General features: G+C 67.4%; 11 protein-coding genes and 1 rRNA gene. 6 read left to right on the forward strand and 6 right to left on the reverse strand.

From position 1 onward, the window contains the following. Positions 1-25 precede the first annotated feature (25 nt). Complete coding sequence (locus ACOYYX_RS39785; protein ID WP_422932151.1) at positions 26-586, reverse strand: prolyl hydroxylase family protein; 561 nt, start codon at positions 584-586, stop codon at positions 26-28. A gap of 501 nt (positions 587-1,087) precedes the next feature. Between ACOYYX_RS39785 and ACOYYX_RS39790 the strand changes: the two genes are divergently transcribed. The 3 genes from ACOYYX_RS39790 to ACOYYX_RS39800 all read left to right on the forward strand — a co-directional run bounded on the left by ACOYYX_RS39790 (position 1,088) and on the right by ACOYYX_RS39800 (position 8,062). Then, positions 1,088-2,842, forward strand: a complete 1,755-nt coding sequence (locus ACOYYX_RS39790) for an ABC transporter permease (RefSeq protein ID WP_422932152.1) — start codon at positions 1,088-1,090, stop codon at positions 2,840-2,842. Between the two features lie 766 nt (positions 2,843-3,608). Beyond that, positions 3,609-7,046, forward strand: coding sequence for a beta strand repeat-containing protein (locus ACOYYX_RS39795; protein WP_422932153.1), 3,438 nt, complete (start codon positions 3,609-3,611; stop codon positions 7,044-7,046). Further along, complete coding sequence (locus ACOYYX_RS39800; RefSeq protein ID WP_422931981.1) at positions 7,007-8,062, forward strand: Ig-like domain-containing protein; 1,056 nt, start codon at positions 7,007-7,009, stop codon at positions 8,060-8,062. The genes ACOYYX_RS39795 and ACOYYX_RS39800 overlap by 40 nt, the downstream gene beginning before the upstream one ends. 277 nt (positions 8,063-8,339) lie before the next feature. Here the strand turns inward: ACOYYX_RS39800 and ACOYYX_RS39805 are convergent, their stop codons facing one another. Further along, on the reverse strand, positions 8,340-8,672 hold the full coding sequence (locus tag ACOYYX_RS39805; RefSeq protein WP_422931982.1) for a hypothetical protein: 333 nt from the start codon (positions 8,670-8,672) through the stop codon (positions 8,340-8,342). Positions 8,673-8,970: 298 nt separating this feature from the next. On the opposite strand from ACOYYX_RS39805, the gene ACOYYX_RS39810 reads away from it, so the two are divergent. Together ACOYYX_RS39810 and ACOYYX_RS39815 are read left to right on the forward strand one after the other, a co-directional pair. Beyond that, positions 8,971-11,793 carry a WD40 repeat domain-containing serine/threonine protein kinase gene (locus ACOYYX_RS39810; protein ID WP_422931983.1) on the forward strand — a complete coding sequence of 941 codons (2,823 nt, stop codon included), beginning with the start codon at positions 8,971-8,973 and terminating at the stop codon, positions 11,791-11,793. Between the two features lie 175 nt (positions 11,794-11,968). Then, on the forward strand, positions 11,969-13,024 hold the full coding sequence (locus ACOYYX_RS39815; protein ID WP_422931984.1) for a tetratricopeptide repeat protein: 1,056 nt from the start codon (positions 11,969-11,971) through the stop codon (positions 13,022-13,024). Positions 13,025-13,043: 19 nt separating this feature from the next. Here the strand turns inward: ACOYYX_RS39815 and ACOYYX_RS39820 are convergent, their stop codons facing one another. The 4 genes from ACOYYX_RS39820 to ACOYYX_RS39835 form a co-directional block, all read right to left on the reverse strand. Beyond that, positions 13,044-13,274, reverse strand: a complete 231-nt coding sequence (locus tag ACOYYX_RS39820) for a hypothetical protein (RefSeq protein WP_422931985.1) — start codon at positions 13,272-13,274, stop codon at positions 13,044-13,046. A 233-nt stretch (positions 13,275-13,507) separates the two neighbouring features. Then, entirely contained in the window at positions 13,508-14,977 is a 1,470-nt protein-coding gene (ligD, locus tag ACOYYX_RS39825) for a non-homologous end-joining DNA ligase (protein ID WP_422931986.1), read from the reverse strand. Between the two features lie 219 nt (positions 14,978-15,196). Then, a complete protein-coding gene (locus ACOYYX_RS39830) occupies positions 15,197-15,703 on the reverse strand; it encodes a hypothetical protein (RefSeq protein WP_422928710.1) in 507 nt (168 codons plus the stop codon). Positions 15,704-15,750: 47 nt separating this feature from the next. Then, positions 15,751-16,563, reverse strand: coding sequence for a transposase (locus ACOYYX_RS39835; protein ID WP_422931987.1), 813 nt, complete (start codon positions 16,561-16,563; stop codon positions 15,751-15,753). Positions 16,564-17,137: 574 nt separating this feature from the next. On the opposite strand from ACOYYX_RS39835, the gene ACOYYX_RS39840 reads away from it, so the two are divergent. Then, a 16S ribosomal RNA gene (locus ACOYYX_RS39840) occupies positions 17,138-18,645 on the forward strand. Positions 18,646-18,999 lie beyond the last annotated feature (354 nt).

Raw genomic sequence — 18,999 nt, forward strand, 5'->3', positions numbered from 1 at the left:
TCTCAGAGGACGTCGAGCGTCAGCGTCAGCCCCGGATCTTGCCGATGCGATCGTACATGATGTCCGACCGCAACACATACTTGATCCCTTGTTTGACGGCGGAGCCTTCGTGGGGCAGGTCGTGCTTGAAGATCAGGGCCATCCCGGTCTTCGGCCTGACGCCGACGTCATTGAAGATCGTCTCTCCGCCGACGAAGTCTTCGTTCAGGTAGACCATGAAGGTGAATTGGCTGACCTCTCCATTGTCCCGGCGGAACGGGGCATCCTGATGCCTGGCAAAATGCTCGCCGGGCGCATAGCGATAGAATCGGAACCTCTCATTGACGGCGATCGCCTGGCGCCCGCCGTGGAATGTCGGGACCTCGGCCTTCACGCGTTCCCAGAGGAAGTTTGCCCGCTCGAAGTCGTCCAGGATCACCCTCGTGTTGTTCCTCACGTCGGAGAGGATGCGCATGCCATCGATCGTCTGGATCGGCGCGGCCTCGTAGCCTATATCTTCCGTCTCTCCGATGACCTCCCCGCATTCCTCGGGAGTCATGAAGCCCTCGATGATATAAACGCTGTCCGCCAATTCCCTGCGTATCATGCGGCTTCCCCTTCCTCGAAAGAGGCCAACTCGACCCGGTTCCCAGACTCTTCAGAGAGTCGCGCGAAACCTGGGGTTCATCGATTACCCGACATTCACGAGCTCCGTCGATACCCGGCCCCCGGAAACGACGTGAGGCCGTCAGGATACTCAGCCTGAGGCGAGATGTTTCACGTCATATCTCCGGCTGGTCCTCCTCGCTCGGGAAGCCGCGATACGGGCAGCTCGCACGGGATCGAAGGGGGCGAGCCCGCCTGACTCGGCCTCGGGGCATCGCATGCGTCGCGTCACGACATCGCTTCGCGAAAGACCAGCGAGGCCCGATGCATGTGTGAAATGCGACGGCACTTGCGTGGCCTCGGCCGCGTCGGCTCGCATCGTGATGGGCTGCCGCGATGACTCAGGAGCCGGGAGGGCTCTTGCCTCGACCTAGCTTTGCGATGTAAAGTGGCTTCGAGTGTCGGGCGGCGAGGGCTCGACGGGAATGAGGAGGCCGACGCGATGGCGACGAGGGGCTGGCCGGGGCTGGGACCGGTCTTCGCGTACGAATGGCTGACGGCCTCGAGGCGCTGGCAGGGGTATGCCTTGCGGGCGTTGCTGGTGACGCTGCTGGGGATCGGGCTCACGGCGGTCTGGATCGGGGGCCGCGACGACGCGGGGGAGATGTCGCTCAAGCAGCAGGCCGACGTCGGCCGCGGGTTCTACGTCGTGACGACGTTCCTGGTGCTCGGCCTCGTCGGCCTGGTGGCGCCCGCGGCGACGGCCGGGGCGATCTGCGTGGACAAGGCCCGCGGGAGCCTGACCCTGCTCCTCACCACCCACCTGACCGACTCCGAGATCGTCCTGGGCAAGCTGGCCGCGAGGCTCTTGCCGGTGCTCGGCCTGATCGCCTGCGCCGCGCCGGTGCAGTCGCTGGCGACGACCCTTGGCGGCGTCGACCCGGCGCAAGTCTTCGGCGCGATCCTGGTCTGCCTGGCCTGCGCGATCTTCGGGTGCTCGCTGGCCCTGACGCTCTCGGTCTGGGGCCGGAAGACGCACGAGGTCATCCTCGCGACCTATGCCCTGGGCATCCTCTACTTGCTGCTGGCGCCGATCTGGGCGGCCTTCTTCCCGACGATCACCGGGCTGGCCCGGCCCGGCTGGGTGCCGGGACCGATGGCGCTGTTGCCTTACAACCCCGTCTTCCTCGTCTTCGCCCCGCTCGGCTCCCCGCCCATCGGGCCGATCGGCCTGGAGGCGCAGGCCCGGTTCCTCGGGATCGGGCTGATGGCTTCCATGCTGCTGGTCGTCGCGTCGATCTGGCGGATCCGGCACGTCGTCGTCCATCAGGCCGGGAGGCGAGGGGCGACGCGTTGGGCAGGCTGGCTGCCCCGGATCCTGCGAGGCCCATTCGCGAGGCTCTCCCGGCCCTCGCCCTGGCTCTCGCCCTCACTCGACGGCAATCCGGTGCTCTGGCGCGAGAGGCAACGTCGCCGGCCGTCGGCCTGGTCGGCCGCCATCTGGGGGCTCTACGGCCTGATCTCGGGCGTCGCCAGCCTCTGGTCGATCGTCGAAATCGTGCATGGTAATGTGATGGCCATGGAGCTGGGTGCCGTGATCAACGGCGTCCAGGTTTCTGCCGGGCTGTTGCTCCTGAGCGTCTCGGCCGCGACGAGCCTGGCCGAAGAGCGCCAGCGCGGGAGCCTCGACGTCCTGCTGGCGAGCCCGCTGTCGACCCGCGAGATCGTCATGGCCAAGTGGCGAGGGGCCCTCCGAGGCGTCTTCCCCTTGACCATCCTGCCGATGCTCGTCGCGGGGGCCGAGGTGACACGCACCGGACTCGCGATCGGCCCATTCCTGATCGGCGGCCTGATCGTCGCCTATGGCGCCGCGATCACGAGCCTCGGCCTGGCCCTGGCGACCTGGCTGCCCGGCCTGGGCAGGGCGATCGGGCTGAGCGCCGGGCTCTACGTCGGCGTGCTGATCGCGGCGATCCCCGCCGGAAATCTCCTCGGGCCGGGACCCGACAGGTTAGGCTTCGCCTCGGCCGGCCCGTTCATGGGCGTCGGCTACTCGACCTCCGTCTTCGGCGGCAACTTCGGCGCGCCCATGGTCGAGGCGCAATCCATCTGGATCGTGGTCTGGATCGTCACCTACGGCCTCGTCGCGCTCGGCCTGCTGGTGGCCACGCTGAGGACCTTCAACCGTTGCCTGGGCCGGGTCGACGACCCGACCCAGGATGGCCGCCCCCTCGCTCGCCGCGGCCTCGAGGGATAGCCCCCGCGGCGCGAATCTCCCGATCGCCTCGGGCCTGGGCCGGGGGGTCGGCAGGGCGGGGGAAAATTCGGGGCGTCGGCGTGACGTGAATGAGACGAGAATATCGCTTCATCACGTACTCGAACCCGCGCCCCCGATGATCGACCCTCGACGGCCGGCTCCCTGGACGATGACGAACCGACCCCGGACGGATGCGGACCGGACGTCGAGCCGGCCGCCCCGTCGTCCCGATAGGCGGCGCGATCCATCCAATCATGATGCCGCGTCGTCATGGTGGAAATATGCGGATATGGGATCGCGAGTGGTTTTTTTTGAGACAGGAGTCCTATCTCGGAATGTCTTCCGTAATCGTCAAAAACACTCAACTAGAAAAGAATCATGTTGATTACCCATGTAGCGCAATCTAAATTCATTGAGGGTCACCTCGATATCTAAACCATGAAGCAATATCAGAAGTTTATGGCATGATCATCCCCCGGATCATGCCCGGGTCGTCGTCCCCGAGCCGCTGAGCGAAATTCGAAGGACCGCCCCGATCGCCGCCCTCCGGGGGCGAAGCCGGTCGGGGTGCGCGCGGCGGGGGAGACGTGATGTCTTGATTGTCGTATTGATGTGGTGAATTGAATCGATTTTGACGATTGTTGGGGTGGGCCGGCCGCGGGGGCCGGCCCCGGGTTGTCGACGCACGCCATGCCATGCTCAGGGACGGGTTTGGCCGAACCGGACGGACCAGTCACGACGACGCACACCAAGGGGGTAGGGGAGCATGACGACGCGAGCGTGGATCGGCCGACTGACGGGCCTGCGGCGGGTGAGGTCGACTCGGATCTCGATCGCCGCGAGGCTGGGCCGCAGGTGGGGCGGCGGGGCGGAGTCCCTGGAAGAGCGACGATTGCTGGCCTACTTGTTCGTCGATTTCGGCGACAACTTCACGGGCGGCACCCTGACGACGACCGAGGGGGGCCTGCGGGACATCTCAGGGAACCCGAGCAACCCGGTCCTCGGCATCTCGCTCGGCGACAAGTCGGGCTTCAATGCCGGCACCCAGCTCAACATCGTGGCCCAGTCGTTCACCGCGAGCGAGCGGGACCAGATGATGGCGGTCGTCGAGCGCGACTACGCCCCCTTGAACATCACCGTCGTCGAGCTGACCGCCAGCCCGGTGACGACGGCCGACGGCCGCACCGTCCGCGGCGCGTCATCGATGACCGACGTGATCAACACCCTCGGCGCGGGGCCGAGCAGCTCCCACGACGCCTACATCTTCGTGGCCACGTTCATCGCGGATCCGACCGGCCCGAACACGCAGACGTACGGCCCGAACGGCGGCGGCCTCTCGCCCGGAGGCACGGTGCTCGGCTACACGACGAACCTCTCGTCCGCGAAGGATCAATACGACGAGGTCTCGGCGGTCTACAGCGGCGGCGGCTTCAGCTTCAACACCCTCAATAACATCGCCCACGAGGCCGGGCACGACTTCGGGCTCCAGCACTCGCTCACCAACTCGACGGGCACGGTCGACACGAACCTGTTCCCGACGGCCGAGCTGATGTCGTACCTGAACACCAACACGACGACCTCGTCGATGTTCACGCGCTACCCGATGCCCCGGGGCGACGGCAACTCGCCGGGGTACAACGGCCAGGCCATCTTCTCGGCCTCGGCGAAGACGATCTCGCTGCCGTCCGGGTCGACGGCGAGCTTCACCGGCTCGGGCTTCGCGGCGGGCCTCTCGATCACGGTGTCGGGGACGGCGAGCAACAACGGCACGTACGTGATCCAGGCCGTGACCGCCACCAAGATCACGCTGACCTCGGCCGCCACGCTCACCGACGAGACGAGCAACGCCGGCATCGTCTCGCTGAACCTGGTCAACTACAACGACCTCTCCGCACGCGACGGCCAGAACACGAACTACGACCAGCTCCGGGCGGACCCGAACATCGGGCCCAACCCGCTCTACGACTTCGTCTCGGGGACGGGGGCGTATGACGTCATCAAGCTGAGCCGCTCGGGGTCGTCGGTCAACGTCTCGGTGACGGCCTACGGCGACGCGGCGCACACCGACCCGATCCCCGTCCCCTCCGTCGGCGGTACCGCGTATAGCTACAGCCTCCCCATCTCGGCCTTCAGGACGATCCTCATCTACACCGGCGGGGCCGACGACCAGGTCTTCATCGACGGCGACCTCGGCGAGTCGGTCCTGCTCGACGGCATGCTCGGCACCGATTCGTTGATCGTGAACGCGTTGAACGCGTCGAACGTCGTCTACGCGCCGAACCCCTCGGCGCCTCCGGGGGTCGACATCCAGGGGGGCGTCAACGTCGCGAGCTACGGGGGCACGATCACCGTCGGCGGCAACATCATCGCCTTCACCGACTTCCGGCCCGCCAGCTCCGTGACGATCCAGAACGCCGGCTCGGTCAGCTATGACACCAGCTCGGTCGGCGACGACGACCTGACCGTCTCGAACACGACCACCGGCACTCCCCAGCTCACCGGGACGGTGGACAACGGCGTCGCCGTGGTCCCGCTCGACCTCACCGGCGTGAAGCGCCTGGCGGTCACGACCGGCATAGGCAACGACACCCTGATCGTCAACAGCACCAACGGGCTCGTCACCCTGGCCAACGGCATCGTCTACAACGGCGGCCTCGGCGCCAACGACCTCCGACTCGTGCAGACCGGCGGCTCGGCCCAGTCGAGCGACACCTACACGGTGCTGGCGACCCCCGGCTCGGGCAGCGACGTCATCACCGGGCCCTCGGGCACGCAGTCGGTCTTCTTCCAGAACCTCGCGCCGGTGTTCGACAACGTGCCGGGCCCGTTGACGGTCGTCGGCACCAACGCGAACAACGTCATCAACTACAGCCAGGGGGCGACCCCCGGCGAGGGCCTCGCCACCGTCGATGACGCCGAGCCGATCGACTTCACCAACAAGACCTCGCTGACCTTGCGGGGCCTCGGCGGCGACGACACGATCACGATCAACAACCCATTCACCCCCACGGGCCTGACCGCGATCACGGCCGACGGCGGCTCGGGCAACAACACACTCGTCGTCAACGCCCAGGGCGCGGCCGTGACGAGCGCCGTCGCCACGGCGACGACCGTCTCCATCGCCGGCCAGTTGCCCGTTGGTTATTCCAATATCCAGCAGATCCACATCATCAACTCGACCGACGCCCTGACCAGCACCCCGACGCCGGTCAAGGCCGTCGAGGGGGCGCAGGCGCAGGACGTGGTCATCGGCTCGTTCGCCTTCAGCGACACGGTCCCGCCGACCCTCTTCGCCAACCCGGCCGACTTCACCGCGTCCATCACCTGGGGCGACGGCACGACCACGGCCGGGACGATCGTCTCGCTGGGGACGGCCGGGTTCGAGGTCCGCGGCACCCACACGTATGCGACGTTCGGCACCTATCCGGTCTCGGCGACGATCACGGACAAGGGGAGCAGCCGGACCTTCACCCCGACCGGCGGCACCGCGCCGGTGACGATCACCTCGACGGCCGGCGGCACCGCGACGATCGCCACCACGGCGACGGTCGCCGACGCCCCGCTCGCTTCTCAAGGGGCGGCGGTCTCCGGGGTCGAGGGCCTGCCTCTGTCGACTTTGCCGCAGGGCGTCGTCGTCGCCACGTTCACCGACCTGGCGCCCGGCGGCGTCCCGGCCGACTACACCGCGACGATCGCCTGGGGCGACGGCACGACCTCGGCCGCCACTCAGATCGTCGCCACCGGGTCGCCCAACGGCGTGACGTTCCTCGTCTTCGGCAACCACACGTACGCCGAGGAAGGGGAATATTCGCTCTCGGTGACGATCAGGGACACCGGCGGGAGCCGGACGACGGCGACCTCGCTGGTCCACGTCGCCGACGCGCCCTTGACGGCCGGGCCCGCGGTGCCGATCAACACGATCGAGTCGCCGATCTATCCCGTGCCGGTCTTCGGGGCCCCGATCTTCAACGGCCTGGTGGGCACGTTCTCCGACGCGAACGTGAACGCCCCGGCGTCCGACTTCCGCGCCACGATCGACTGGGGCGACGGCACCGCGCCGACGTTCGGGACGATCACCAAGGGGGCGACCCCGGCACCTTCAACGTCTTCGGCGGCCACACGTATGCCGACTCGAAGGTCAACGGCGGCGCCGGGCACTTCACGGTGCTGGTCCGCATCGATGACGAAGGCGGCTCCGAGGTGACGCTGACCAACACGGCCACCGTCGTCGACAACCCGATCGTCGTGACCGGCGCCCTCGACACGGCCAGCGACAGCGGGCTCTCCAGCACCGACGCGATCACCAACGTCAATCACCCCGTCTTCAAGGGGACGTCGGAGCCGCGCTCGGTGGTGACCGTCTTCGCGACCCCCTTGACCGGCGGCCTGACCCGCCCGATCGGCCAGGCGACGGCCGGCGGCGACGGCAACTGGCAGGTCACGTCGAGCCTGCTCGCCGACGGCCAGTACGTCATCACGGCCTCGGCCGTCGACCAGTTCGGCCACACCCACTCCGGCCCGGTGACGCTCCTGCCCAACGCGGCGCAGGGCGCGTTGATCATCGACACGGTCGGGCCGAAGGTGACGGACGTCTTCTTCGACCGGCTCAACGGCCAGATCGACGTGGTCTATCAGGACGAGCGCTCGGGCATGAACGCCTCGACGCTCGTGGATTCGTCCAACTACTCCCTGACCAAGCCGCACACGTTCCCGGCCACGTACCTCGTGACGGAGCTGACGCCCTCGTCATCCTCCGACCCGACGGCCCCCGTGACGGTCCCGGTGACGCTCAACGGCGGCAAGAGCCTGCGAGGGGGCTTCTACACCTTCACGATCCGGTCCTTTGGGCCGAGCAATCGCGAAGGCGTGCGCGACGTGGCCGGCAACGCCCTCGACGGCGAGTTCTACGGCAAGTTCCCCTCGGGCAACGGCGAGCGAGGGGGCGACTTCGTCGCGATGCTCGACGCGGTGCATCGGCGGATCTTCGCCCCTCAGACGGTCGTGGGCACGGCCAGCCCGGCCAACGACGGGCAGGGGGGCGCGCCGGTGGGGGCCGTCCACAGCGGCGTCTTCACGCTTGTCCACCCGCGCCGGACCGGGGCGATGCAGCCGTTCGCCTTCGCGGCCGGCCGGCTCAGGCTCGGCCACCGCGTCAACTCCCCCCTCAGGCTCGCCGGGCTCCACCCCGCCGGCCCGCTGCGGGCCCATCGTCATCATTGAGCCCCTTTTCCTCTCCAACCCCCTCAAGGCCGGCCACTTTGGCCGGCCTTGGGCGCTTCATGCGCCGAGCCGCAAACCCATCGGCGGCATCTCCGAATCCGGGACGCTTCTCGACGATTCCAGGGTTAGCGGATCGGCCGGGGAAAGCGGTGACGGCCGGGGCGCTTGGCGATGGACCTCCTGTCGGTGCGCGACCCCGGTGATTCCAACCGCGGCCACCCGGATACGAAGGAATCGAGAGGAAGAAAGGCGGCGAAGCTCCCGTCGTTGGCGCTCGCTAGGCGGTGGTATACCAGTGATACCAGACGAAATGCGCGGCGGTCTTGATCGCCAGCTCCGTATCATCCCAATCGTCGCCGAGGAGCACGATCTCGACGCATTCGTCGAACGGGGGCAAACTCAGGCCGGCGAAGCTCTCGAGGTTCATCCCGATCCCCTGCCAACGATTCCATCCGGGATCGACCGGTCGTCCCGAGGTGGCCGATGCACCGCACTCCTTGAGGAACGTCTCCAGGTCTCGATGCTCCTGCAATCGCGAAATGGCAAGCTCGAGGAACTGCTCGGAACTGGGCGGATCGAACTCGTACGGGTCGAATGACAATTTGCGCACGCTTCTCCCCCTCGTCACGCCGGAATCGGGTCGACAAAGACGGGCCCGCAGGGACGTTGGCGGTTGGCTCCGCAGCCATGTCTCCCGAGCAGGACCGAGGGCCCGTCGTCATCTTCGCATCCGACACTCGCCGCCGGCCAGTCATCCTACCGGCTCGCCGGGGACGTCGGCCGTCGCCCTGCCGTGACGCGGGGCTGGCAAGAGGCCCGGCGATATTCCAATAATGGAACACTTCAACGGGTGCTGACCCCCGAGACACCGCATCGACGACGTTGACGCAGCCTTTCGGAGAATCGCCATGTCGGCGAAGGTGCCAGACCCGAGACGAGGCCACGAGCGGCAGGGCGACGAGCCCCCTCCGGCCGGGCATCCTTCGAATCCGACGCCCGAGTCTGGATCGGAGAGCGGGCCTCCCACGACCCTGCACGACTCGGCGACGACCGAATACTTCACCCAGCCGTCGGCCGGCGAGAATACCAAGGCCGTCGACTCGGGGAGCGGAGCCCATCGGGCCGCGGCGAAACGGCCCGAATCGAATGCGCCGGACTCGACCGAGACGGCCGAGTTCGACTCGAAGGCGTTGCCGGGGAACTCAGCCCCGGCGGGCGAGGCTCGGACCGCGGAGACGCTCCCGACGATCCGCCAGTTCCTCCGCTCGATCGTCAAGCTCGGCCTGATCTCGTTGGAAGACGCGGAGCCGATGACGGAAGGGTTCGCCGACGTGGCCGAGCTGGCCAGGGCGCTCGTGAAGGCCGGGAAGCTCACGCCCTATCAGGCGGGTGCCGCGGCGCACGGGAAATCCAAGGGGCTGGCGATCGGGCGCTACATCATCCTCGACCGGCTCGGGGCGGGGGGGATGGGGGTCGTCTTCAAGGCGAAGCATCGGGTCACGGCCAGGGTCGTCGCGCTCAAGATCCTCCTGCCGTCCCTGACCGAGAAGCGCGACGCCGTGGCCAGGTTCCGCCGCGAGGCCGAGGCCGCCGCCAGGCTCAACCACACCAACGTCGTCTCCGTCCTCGACGCCGACACGGACCGCGGGGTCCACTTCCTCGTCCTCGATTATGTCGAGGGGTGCGACCTCGACCGCTACGTCCGCCAGCGCGGGCCGCTCTCGGTCGAGCAGGGGATAGACGCCCTCGCGCAGGCGGCCCGGGGCCTCGCGGCGGCGCACGGGCACGGGATCATCCATCGCGACATCAAGCCCGGCAACCTCATCCTCGACCGCGAAGGCACGGTCAAGGTGCTCGACCTCGGCCTCGCCAAGCTGATCGCCGCGGCGAACCAGCCGACGCCGGGTTGGAAGACCGGCACGGCGCTGACCCTGGCCCATACCTATATGGGCACGGTCGACTTCATGGCCCCCGAGCAGGCCGACGACTCGCGCTCGGCCGACCACCGGGCCGACGTCTACAGCCTCGGCTGCACGATTTTCTACCTCCTCACCGGCCGGGCCCCGTTCCAGGCCCCCTCGATCCTCAAACGCCTGATCGAGCATCAGGAACGCCCCGCGCCCTCGCTCGTCGAGGCGAGGCCGGAGACGCCCCCCTCGCTCGAGGCCCTCTACCAGTCGATGATGGCCAAGAGCCCCGAGGATCGCCCCGGCTCGATGACGGAGGTCGTCTCCAGGCTCGAGGCCTGTCGCCAGGAAGCCGCCCGGAAGGGCGGGGCCCCGGCGACCTCCCGGATGTCGCCGCCTCCCCCGGCCCCGACCCCCGTCGACCCCATCGCCGCCATCAGGCTCTCGGAGGACGAGGGGAGCCTCCTGCCCAAGTCCGGCAGCGGGGTCGTGAACGATCGAGGCCGGCTCGTCTCGATGGTCGCCTCGGCGGTCGTGACCCTGACCTTGATCATCGGCGGCTTCATCCTGATCCCGAAGCGAGGCCAACCGCCCGCGACGGCGAATGCGAAGGCCGATCCGGACGGGGCCGACGAGGAGTCGAAGGCCCCCGAGGGACCGTCGGGCCCGGCCGGCGAGAAGGCCGCGCCCGCGCCGGTCGCCGAGGACACGACGCCCGAGCCGCTCGTCGAGGTCGCCCGGATCCACTGCGACGACTCGAGGACGGTCGAGGCCGTCTGCGTCACGCCCGATGGCAAGACGGTCGCATCGACGTGCGCCAACGGGCTCGTCCAGGTCTGGGATCCGAACACGGGGCGCGAGGTCAAGCGGCTCTGGGGGCCGGGCACGGTCCGGGGCATGGCCATCACCCGCGACGGCCGCCACCTGCTCAACGGCGACGCCGACGGCAAGCTCCGCGACTGGGACCTCTCGACCGGCCGCCTGATCCGGACGACCCCCTTGATCAAGGGGCGGATGATGGCCCTGGCCCTCTCCCGCGACGGCCGCTGGATCGCGGCGGGGGGCGACGACGCCGACCTGGTCCTGCTCAATGGCGAAGGCCGCGAGATCCGCCGGCTCTCGGCCCCCGCGGCGATCTACAGCCTCGCCTTCGCGAAGGATAACTGGCACATACTCGCCGGCTGCTCGAACGGAGCGGTGGTCCTGTTCGACGTCGCGGGGCGCGAGAAGCCGGCGGTCCTCACGCCGGGCCTGCCCCGGTCGGACAAGGTCCCCGACGTCGCGATCTGGGGCCTGGTGGTCTCCGAGGACGGCCAGTACGCCATCTCCGCCGGGGGCGAGGGGACGGCCAGGCTCTGGGACCTCGCCTGGCTCAAGGAGGTCCGCAAGACCAAGCTGCCGGGGGGCAAGATCCGGGGCGTCTGCTTCGTGAGCGGGGCCCCTCGCGCGGTCCTCGCCGTGCAGCAAGGGCAGTTCACCCTGGCGGGGACCATCGCCACCTGGGACTACGAGGCGAGCGTCGGCGCCAGGCCCTCGGGCCGTGGCGCGGCCCCGCTCGGCCTGGCGAGCATGCCCGGGGGCGGTTTCGCCTCGGCCGACGCCGACGGCTCCATCCGGATCTACGCACCGAGCCGCCCCCTGGACACCGCCCGGCGACTTGCCGCCGAGGGCAAGCTTGACGAGGCACTCAAACACTACGGCGAGGCCATCCAGGCGCGACCCCGCGACGCCCGCCTCCTGATCGAGCGGGCGCTGGCTGGCCCGCCTCGGCAAAGGTTCCGAGGCCGACGCCGACTTCGCCCGCGCCGGCGAGCTCGCCGATAACCCGCAGCTCTTCCTCGACGCCGGCTGGTGGATCGCCGGCCTCTACCCGAAGTGGGACCGCGAGACGACCCCCGAGCTGCCGCAGGGCCTCGATCCATCGACGTCGCCCCCCTCGCCGATCCCCGGCTCGACTTCCCCCGGTTGGTGGCCGATCACCCCTCGAGGCCATGGATTCGTGCATTTCAGCTCGCTCCTGGGAACGATCGCGCCCAGGTCGGGGCTGGCGCTGACCTACGTCGCGTCGGCCACCTCGCGCGAGGTGGCCCTGTCGATGAAGACCGACGACTGGGGCCAGCTCTGGATCAACGGCGAGCGTGCCCTCAGCACCGCAGGCGGGGTCTATGCGACCCCCTGGACGGACAAGCGCCGGCTCGACGCGGGCAAGAGCACGTTCGTCTCCAGCGTGGTCAACGAGCTCGGCGGCCACTACCTCGAGCTCCAGATCTCCGACGACCCTGTCGACCTCGCCCGCGTCGAGATGAACCGGGGCGAATGGAACACCGCCGAGGCCCACCTCACCTCCGCGCTGACGGCGAGCCCGAGCGTCCCGGACGACTACCGCCTGCGCGGCGATGCGCGGGCCCTGACCTCGCGCTGGCTCGACGCCGCCTCCGACTTCGACCAGGCAGCCTCGATCCGCCCCGACGACCCCGCCGATCGGATCCGCGCCGCCTACACCCGGCTCGCCGCGGAGGACCACGCCAGGGCCCGTGAGCTCTGCCGCCACCTGTCCGCGGGGCCGAAGCTTGCCGAGACCGACCCCGCGTTCCGGGACCTGCACCGGCTCCTCGCGGCGGTCCCCGGGGCCATCTCCGACGGCTTCCCCGCGATCGCGGACGTCGAGAAGGCGGAGGCCTCCAAGGAGGCACTTCCCATGACCGGCCTCCACGGGGCCATGCTCTACCGCGTCGGCCGCTTGAAGGCCGCCGCCGCATCCCTGAAGCACGCCATCGACGCCGAGAAGGGCAAGGCGAGCGCCACGACCTGGGCCTATTACGCCCTCGCCCTCGCCAAGCTCCGGGAGCCCCAGCCCCGCGTCCGCGAGACGCTCGACCGGGCCGAGGCCCTGGCCAAGGACGAACGAGACGCCCTGCTCGATGCCGCGCGTCGCGACAGCTCACGCTGGATGGAGCTCGTCGCGCTCGACTCCGTCCTGCGCGAGGCCAGGGCCGTCCAGCCACCGACCTCCCAGGAGCGTCGCCGACCGAACCCCGCCGCGCTCCCTCGATAGCGGGGCCCCCGGCCTGGTCTCAGGCGACGTTGGCGGCGTCTCCCGATTCCGAGGCCTCTCGGCCCTCGGGGAACAGCGGCAGGATTTCCTCCGGCTTGCTCGGGGCGGGGATCTTGCCCTTGAGGATGTCGAGCTTGCGACGGAGCCTCGACGCCACCTGGGCGTGCGCCGCCTGACTCTGGAGGGTGTGATAGTAGACCGGGCCGAACTCGGGGCCGTATTTCCTGACGTAGCTTTCGAGACGTCGCATGCGGATGCTCCTGATTCCAGGCCGGCCCGAATGGCCGCCGTTTCGTGTCGCGGTGTTGCTCCTTTAAATACGTTCCCCGTAACGAGTTGGTTCAGGAAAACGGCCCCGAAAATCGCCCCTCGAGAGCCCGTCAATCCCCTGACTTTCGAGGCGTTGCGGACGGCAGATCCGTGTCCGTCATCGTTGCAGTCGGCGAAGACGTCCCGACACGTCCACGGCCTCGGGTGAAACGCTCAATGCCTCGACCTCCCGAAGGCCTCGAGCAAGCTCGCGAAGGGATCCGTCTTCTTGCGGGCGACCCGGGCGAGGACCTTCTTCGTCGTGAATTCGGCCGGGTCGAGCTTGCCATTGACCTCCTTCCAGTCGAGCGGGGTGGAGACCGTCGCGTTGGGGACGGCGCGCAAAACATAGGGCGCGACGGCGTGGTGGCCTCGCGCATTTTGCAGGACGTCGATGTAGACCCGATCCCCACGCTTCGCCTTGCGGATCTCGACCGTCGCCCGTTCGGGCATGGCGCCAGCGACCCTCTCGGCGATCTCGAGGGCCCAGGCCCGCGCCTCGTCGAATCCCCCCTCCTGCGTCCAGGCCGCAAGGACGTGGAGCCCCGTCTTTCCGGAGGTCTTCACGAAGGATGCCATGTTCAGATCATCCAGCGAAGCCTTGACGGCTTTCGCCACCGCGACGACCTCGGGGAAAGGGGCCTTGCCCGGGTCGAGGTCGAAGAGGACGAAGTCCGGGCGGTCGAGGTCCTCGACGCGCGAGGCCCAGGCGTGGAACGTCAGGGTCCCTTGATTCACGAGGTAGAGCAGTGTCGGCTCGTCGTTGACGAGGGCGTAGTGGACCACCTTCCCCGTCTCGGTCTCGAGCGAGACGCGGGGGATCCAGCCCGGGTGGGACGCGGGGGTGTCCTTCTGCCAGAATCGCGCGGAGCCGGCGAGGCCGCCGGGCAGCCGTTCCAGCGTGACGGGCCTGTCCTTCAGGAAGGGCAGGAGATGGCCCGCGACCTTCTCGTAATAGGCGAAGACGTCTTCCTTCGTGAGCCCGGCGTCGGGGAACATCAGGCGGTCGGGATGGGTCAATTCGACCTCGTCGGGGGGCGAGGAGGCTGACGCGGGTTGCACGGGCCTTGAGAGGGCCTTGCCTGCCTTTCTCGGCCTGGGCCGCGCCTCGGGCTTTTTGCCGTCATCGGCCTCGGCGAACTCGTCCCGCGACTTGATCAGCAGCCACTGGGGCTTGCCCTGGTTCCCCTTCCCCTTGAACTTCATCCGGATCAGGGAGAATTTCCCCCTGAGCCGCTCGCCGTGCATGTTGAACTCGATCTGGCCGTCGGCGATCGCCTGGGCGGCGGTCTTCGGCTCGGGCTTGTCCTCCATCAGGCTCTCATAGGTGCCCTGATCCCAGATGGCCACGGTCCCGCCGCCATACTGCCCCTGGGGGATCGTCCCCTCGAAGGACGCATAGCCGATGGGGTGATCCTCGACCTGGACCGCCAACCGCTTCACCGACGGGTCGAGCGACGGCCCCTTGGGGACCGACCAACTCTTGAGCACGCCATCGACCTCGAGGCGGAAGTCGTAGTGGTGGACCGACGCGTGGTGCTCTTGCACGACGAAGATCGGCCGCTTGTGCGTCTTGCGCACCGACCCGGCCGGCTCGCGCGTCATAGTGAAATCCCGCTTGGCCTTGTACTCGTTCAGCGGCATGGCAGTCGCTCCGGTGGTTGGCTCCGTCGTGACGAGCGGGGCAGGGGAGGGGGCGAATACCTGTTGAAGGGGGAGCCATCATGGAGGACAAAGACAACAAGTCCAGGGCCAAACAGCCAAGGATTCGGAGGACGATTTATCGAGTAGGGCAGGGCCCCACATCGAGGCTTCGCAAAAAACGACACTTCTCGCTGATCCCGACAGTCCTTGGCCCTCGCGTCACGCCACTCGCCCCCTGGGCACCGCCTTTGGTGAGCATCCATCATCTCCGCTCGGCCCCGGATCGCCATGCCACCGACTTCGTATCGCCCTCTCGCGCTTGTAGCGACGGTCCATGAGCAGGACCAGGAACCGCACGATCGTCCGACGCTCCCGCCACTTGTACCGCGCTTTCTCCTCATGCCGGAGCTGCCGGTTGACGCGCTCGACATGATTGTTCGTCCGCACCCGGCGGCACGCCGGGTCCTTCAGGAACGCGATCATCTTGGCGAACTTCTCGTCGGGGAGCATCCCCATCGCCGACGACAGCTCGGGGACCTTCTGGAAGCGGGGATTCCCCAGGAGCGCCGCATGCCGGCCCCGGGCCAGCTCCTCCGTCTGCCCCTCCTCGAATAGCATCGTGAGACGGTCCACGAAGTCCCGCAACGTCTTCAGCTCCGGCAGATAGCTCAGCATCGTCTCCAGGTCCGCCCGCTCCCCGGCGCTCATCCCCTCGCGGCGCTTCACGATCAGCCAGCGATGCTTGAAGACGAAGGCCGATTTCTCCTTGTTCGTCAGCGCCGCCGCGACCGGCGCCGGGGCCGGCCCGGCTTCCGCTTGCGGCCTCGGTTGCCGCGGCGGGAGAGCCCCCGCCGCATCCGACGCACCGCGTCCAGGACGCGCTGATGCAGGTCCTTCAGGACGTGGAAGACGCACAACTGATGGCGGGCCGCCGGCCAGAGTTCCGCCAGCAGGGTCGGATAGAGGTTTGAGCCGTCGGTCACCACCACCTGCGGCAACAGCCCCCACCACTTGAGGTCCTTGAGGAACCGCCGCATGTGGTCGCGATCGTCGCCGGCGACGACGGCGAAGGCCACGGGCAGGTCCTGGAGCGGGTCGGTGGCCAGCAGGAGCGTCGATCGGCCCAGGTGGAGCTCGTCGACGCAGAGCGTACCGCTGAACCGGGTCAGGATCCAGCGGCGATGCTCGGCCATGTCGAGGCCGCGGACCCTGCGGTCGAGGCAGTCGTAGACAAAGCCGTCGGAGAGGTCCAGGAGGAAGTCGCGGCGCATCGAGGCGATGACGCGCTCGACGCTCATGCCGTCGTCGAGGATCCGGTCGAGGACCGCCTCTCGGACCTTGTGGTCGTAGGCGGCCTTAGGTTCGACGCCCGGGGGGCAGGTGCGGAAGGTGCTGCAGCAGCCGCAGCGGGCGCGATACTCGCCGTAAGTGATGTCGAGGAAGACGACCTGCTTGTAGGCGAGGGTCCGGACGAGGCGCCGGAGGACCTGCTTGCGGCGCCCCCGCTTGCCGCACGTGGGGCATGGAGCCTGGCTCGGGGCGCAACTCAGGGGTATGGTACGGACGTGGGGCCTTCGGGTCGCCATGACCTGCGTGCTCCTGTGGGACGGGTAATCACCCACAAGCACGCAGGCCCTATCTCCTCTTGTCAAGAGCCTCTTACGGCGACCGGACTCCTGTCGGGATCAGCGAGAAGTCTCCAAAAAACTCATCCAATTCCCTAGTAGCCTGTTGACCCCGGACGATTTCCCGGTACTATAACCCTTGTCGCCTGTGACAACACGGGTGACGATGACCGGCCGACAGGACGGTAACGGACAACCGATACTGAACTGTGGGTCGCGTATCCCTGCGTTGGTGTTCGGCCGGAATGACTCGCCCCAAGAGGCAGGTCGCTCCGGCCGCTGACATCGTCGGGGGCACTCTTTGACAATTCGGTCGATCGTGGTGGATCGTTGTGGACCCTCGAGGGAAGCCGGCGTGAAGCCGTCGGGGTCGTCCCCTCCCGGTTGGGGAGGAAGACGGCAGGGACGGCAGCACCAACCGGCAAACGATTCCGGGATGAATAATCCCAATGAGGATCGTCTGCGACCAGTCAGTTATTTCCTCGACCCAGAGGGAGAGGATCGAGACGCCATCTTCGGATGGTGAATCGGACCAATTTTGAAGGGTTTGATCCTGGCTCAGAATGAACGTTGGCGGCGTGGATTAGGCATGCAAGTCGTACGGGCCGCAAGGCCAGTGGCGCAAGGGTGAGTAAGGCGACGGTAACCAACCCCGGAAATGGGTATAGCCGCGGGAAACTGCGGGTAATCCCCAGCGAAGCGAGAGGCCGGCATCGGCCGCTCGCCAAAGCCCCGGCGTTCCGGGACGGGCCGTCGTGGTATTAGGTAGTTGGCGGGGTAACGGCCCACCAAGCCTGCGATGCCTACCGGGCGTGCGAGCGTGGCCCGGCACACTGGGACTGAGACACTGCCCAGACTCCTACGGGAGGCTGCAGTCGAGAATCTTCGGCAATGGGCGCAAGCCTGACCGAGCGACGCCGCGTGGAGGACGAAGGCCTTCGGGTTGTAAACTCCTGTCGAGGGGGAAGAAGCCGAAAGGTTGACTGAACCCTGGAGGAAGCACGGGCTAAGTTCGTGCCAGCAGCCGCGGTAAGACGAACCGTGCGAACGTTATTCGGAATCACTGGGCTTAAAGCGCGTGTAGGCGGGAGGGCACGTCCGTCGCTGAAATCCCACGGCTCAACCGTGGAACGGGCGCGGATACGACTCTTCTGGAGGAACGTAGGGGGACCTGGAACTTCCGGTGGAGCGGTGAAATGCGTTGAGATCGGAAGGAACGCCCGTGGCGAAAGCGAGGTCCTGGACGTTTACTGACGCTGAGACGCGAAAGCCAGGGGAGCGAACGGGATTAGATACCCCGGTAGTCCTGGCCGTAAACGATGGGCACTGGGTAGGGGGCTCGCCGATGGGCTCCCTGCCGTAGGGAAACCGTGAAGTGCCCCGCCTGGGGAGTATGGTCGCAAGGCTGAAACTCAAAGGAATTGACGGGGGCTCACACAAGCGGTGGAGTATGTGGCTTAATTCGAGGCTACGCGCAAAACCTTATCCCAGGCTTGACATGCACGGATTAGCCGGCGGAAACGCCGGCGAGGCCGCAAGGTACAACGTGCACAGGTGCTGCATGGCTGTCGTCAGCTCGTGCCGTGAGGTGTTGGGTTAAGTCCCCTAACGAGCGAAACCCCTGTGTCTAGTTGCCAGCGCGTCATGGCGGGAACTCTAGACAGACCGCCGGCGTTAAGCCGGAGGAAGGCGGGGATGACGTCAAGTCCTCATGGCCCTTATGCTTGGGGCTGCACACGTACTACAATGGGGCGGACAGAGCGTCGCAAGTTCGCAAGGACAAGCTAATCGCAAAAACCGCCCCTCAGTTCGGATTGCGGGCTGCAACCCGCCCGCATGAAGCTGGAATCGCTAGTAATCGCGGATCAGCATGCCGCGGTGAATGTGTTCCTGAGCCTTGTACACACCGCCCGTCAAGCCACCAAAGCGGGGGCATCCGAAGTCGCCGGAGCCGCAAGGCAGGCGCCGAAGATGAAACCCGTGATGGGGACTAAGTCGTAACAAGGTAACCGTAGGGGAACCTGCGGTTGGATCACCTCCTTTCTAAGGATTTCCTTGGAAAATCTCGGCCCGAGACCGGGCCAAAGCGGTGCGAGTTCATCTCGCGTCGTCCGGTCGGAAAGGCCGCATCGGCACCGTCCCTACTGCTCGACGCTTGACGCCGGCTTCCCACGCGGGTCCGTAACGCAACACCACGACCGATCGACTGTCTCAGATGAAAATCCGATGGGGTGACGGTGGGATGAGCGATCATCCCGCCTCTCTCTGTCTTCCAGGTTTGATGCTCCGCTGGGTGCGGGGCGGTGCCGTCTTGGTTGACGGCCTCGCCCCCTGGCCAGCGGCCAGGTAGGCCCCGGGTTGCCGGGCGCCGATCGCTCCTTGACAATTCGGTGATTT

The sequence above is a fragment of the Singulisphaera chitinilytica genome (genome assembly GCF_049331405.1).
In the GTDB taxonomy this organism is placed as follows: domain Bacteria; phylum Planctomycetota; class Planctomycetia; order Isosphaerales; family Isosphaeraceae; genus PoT.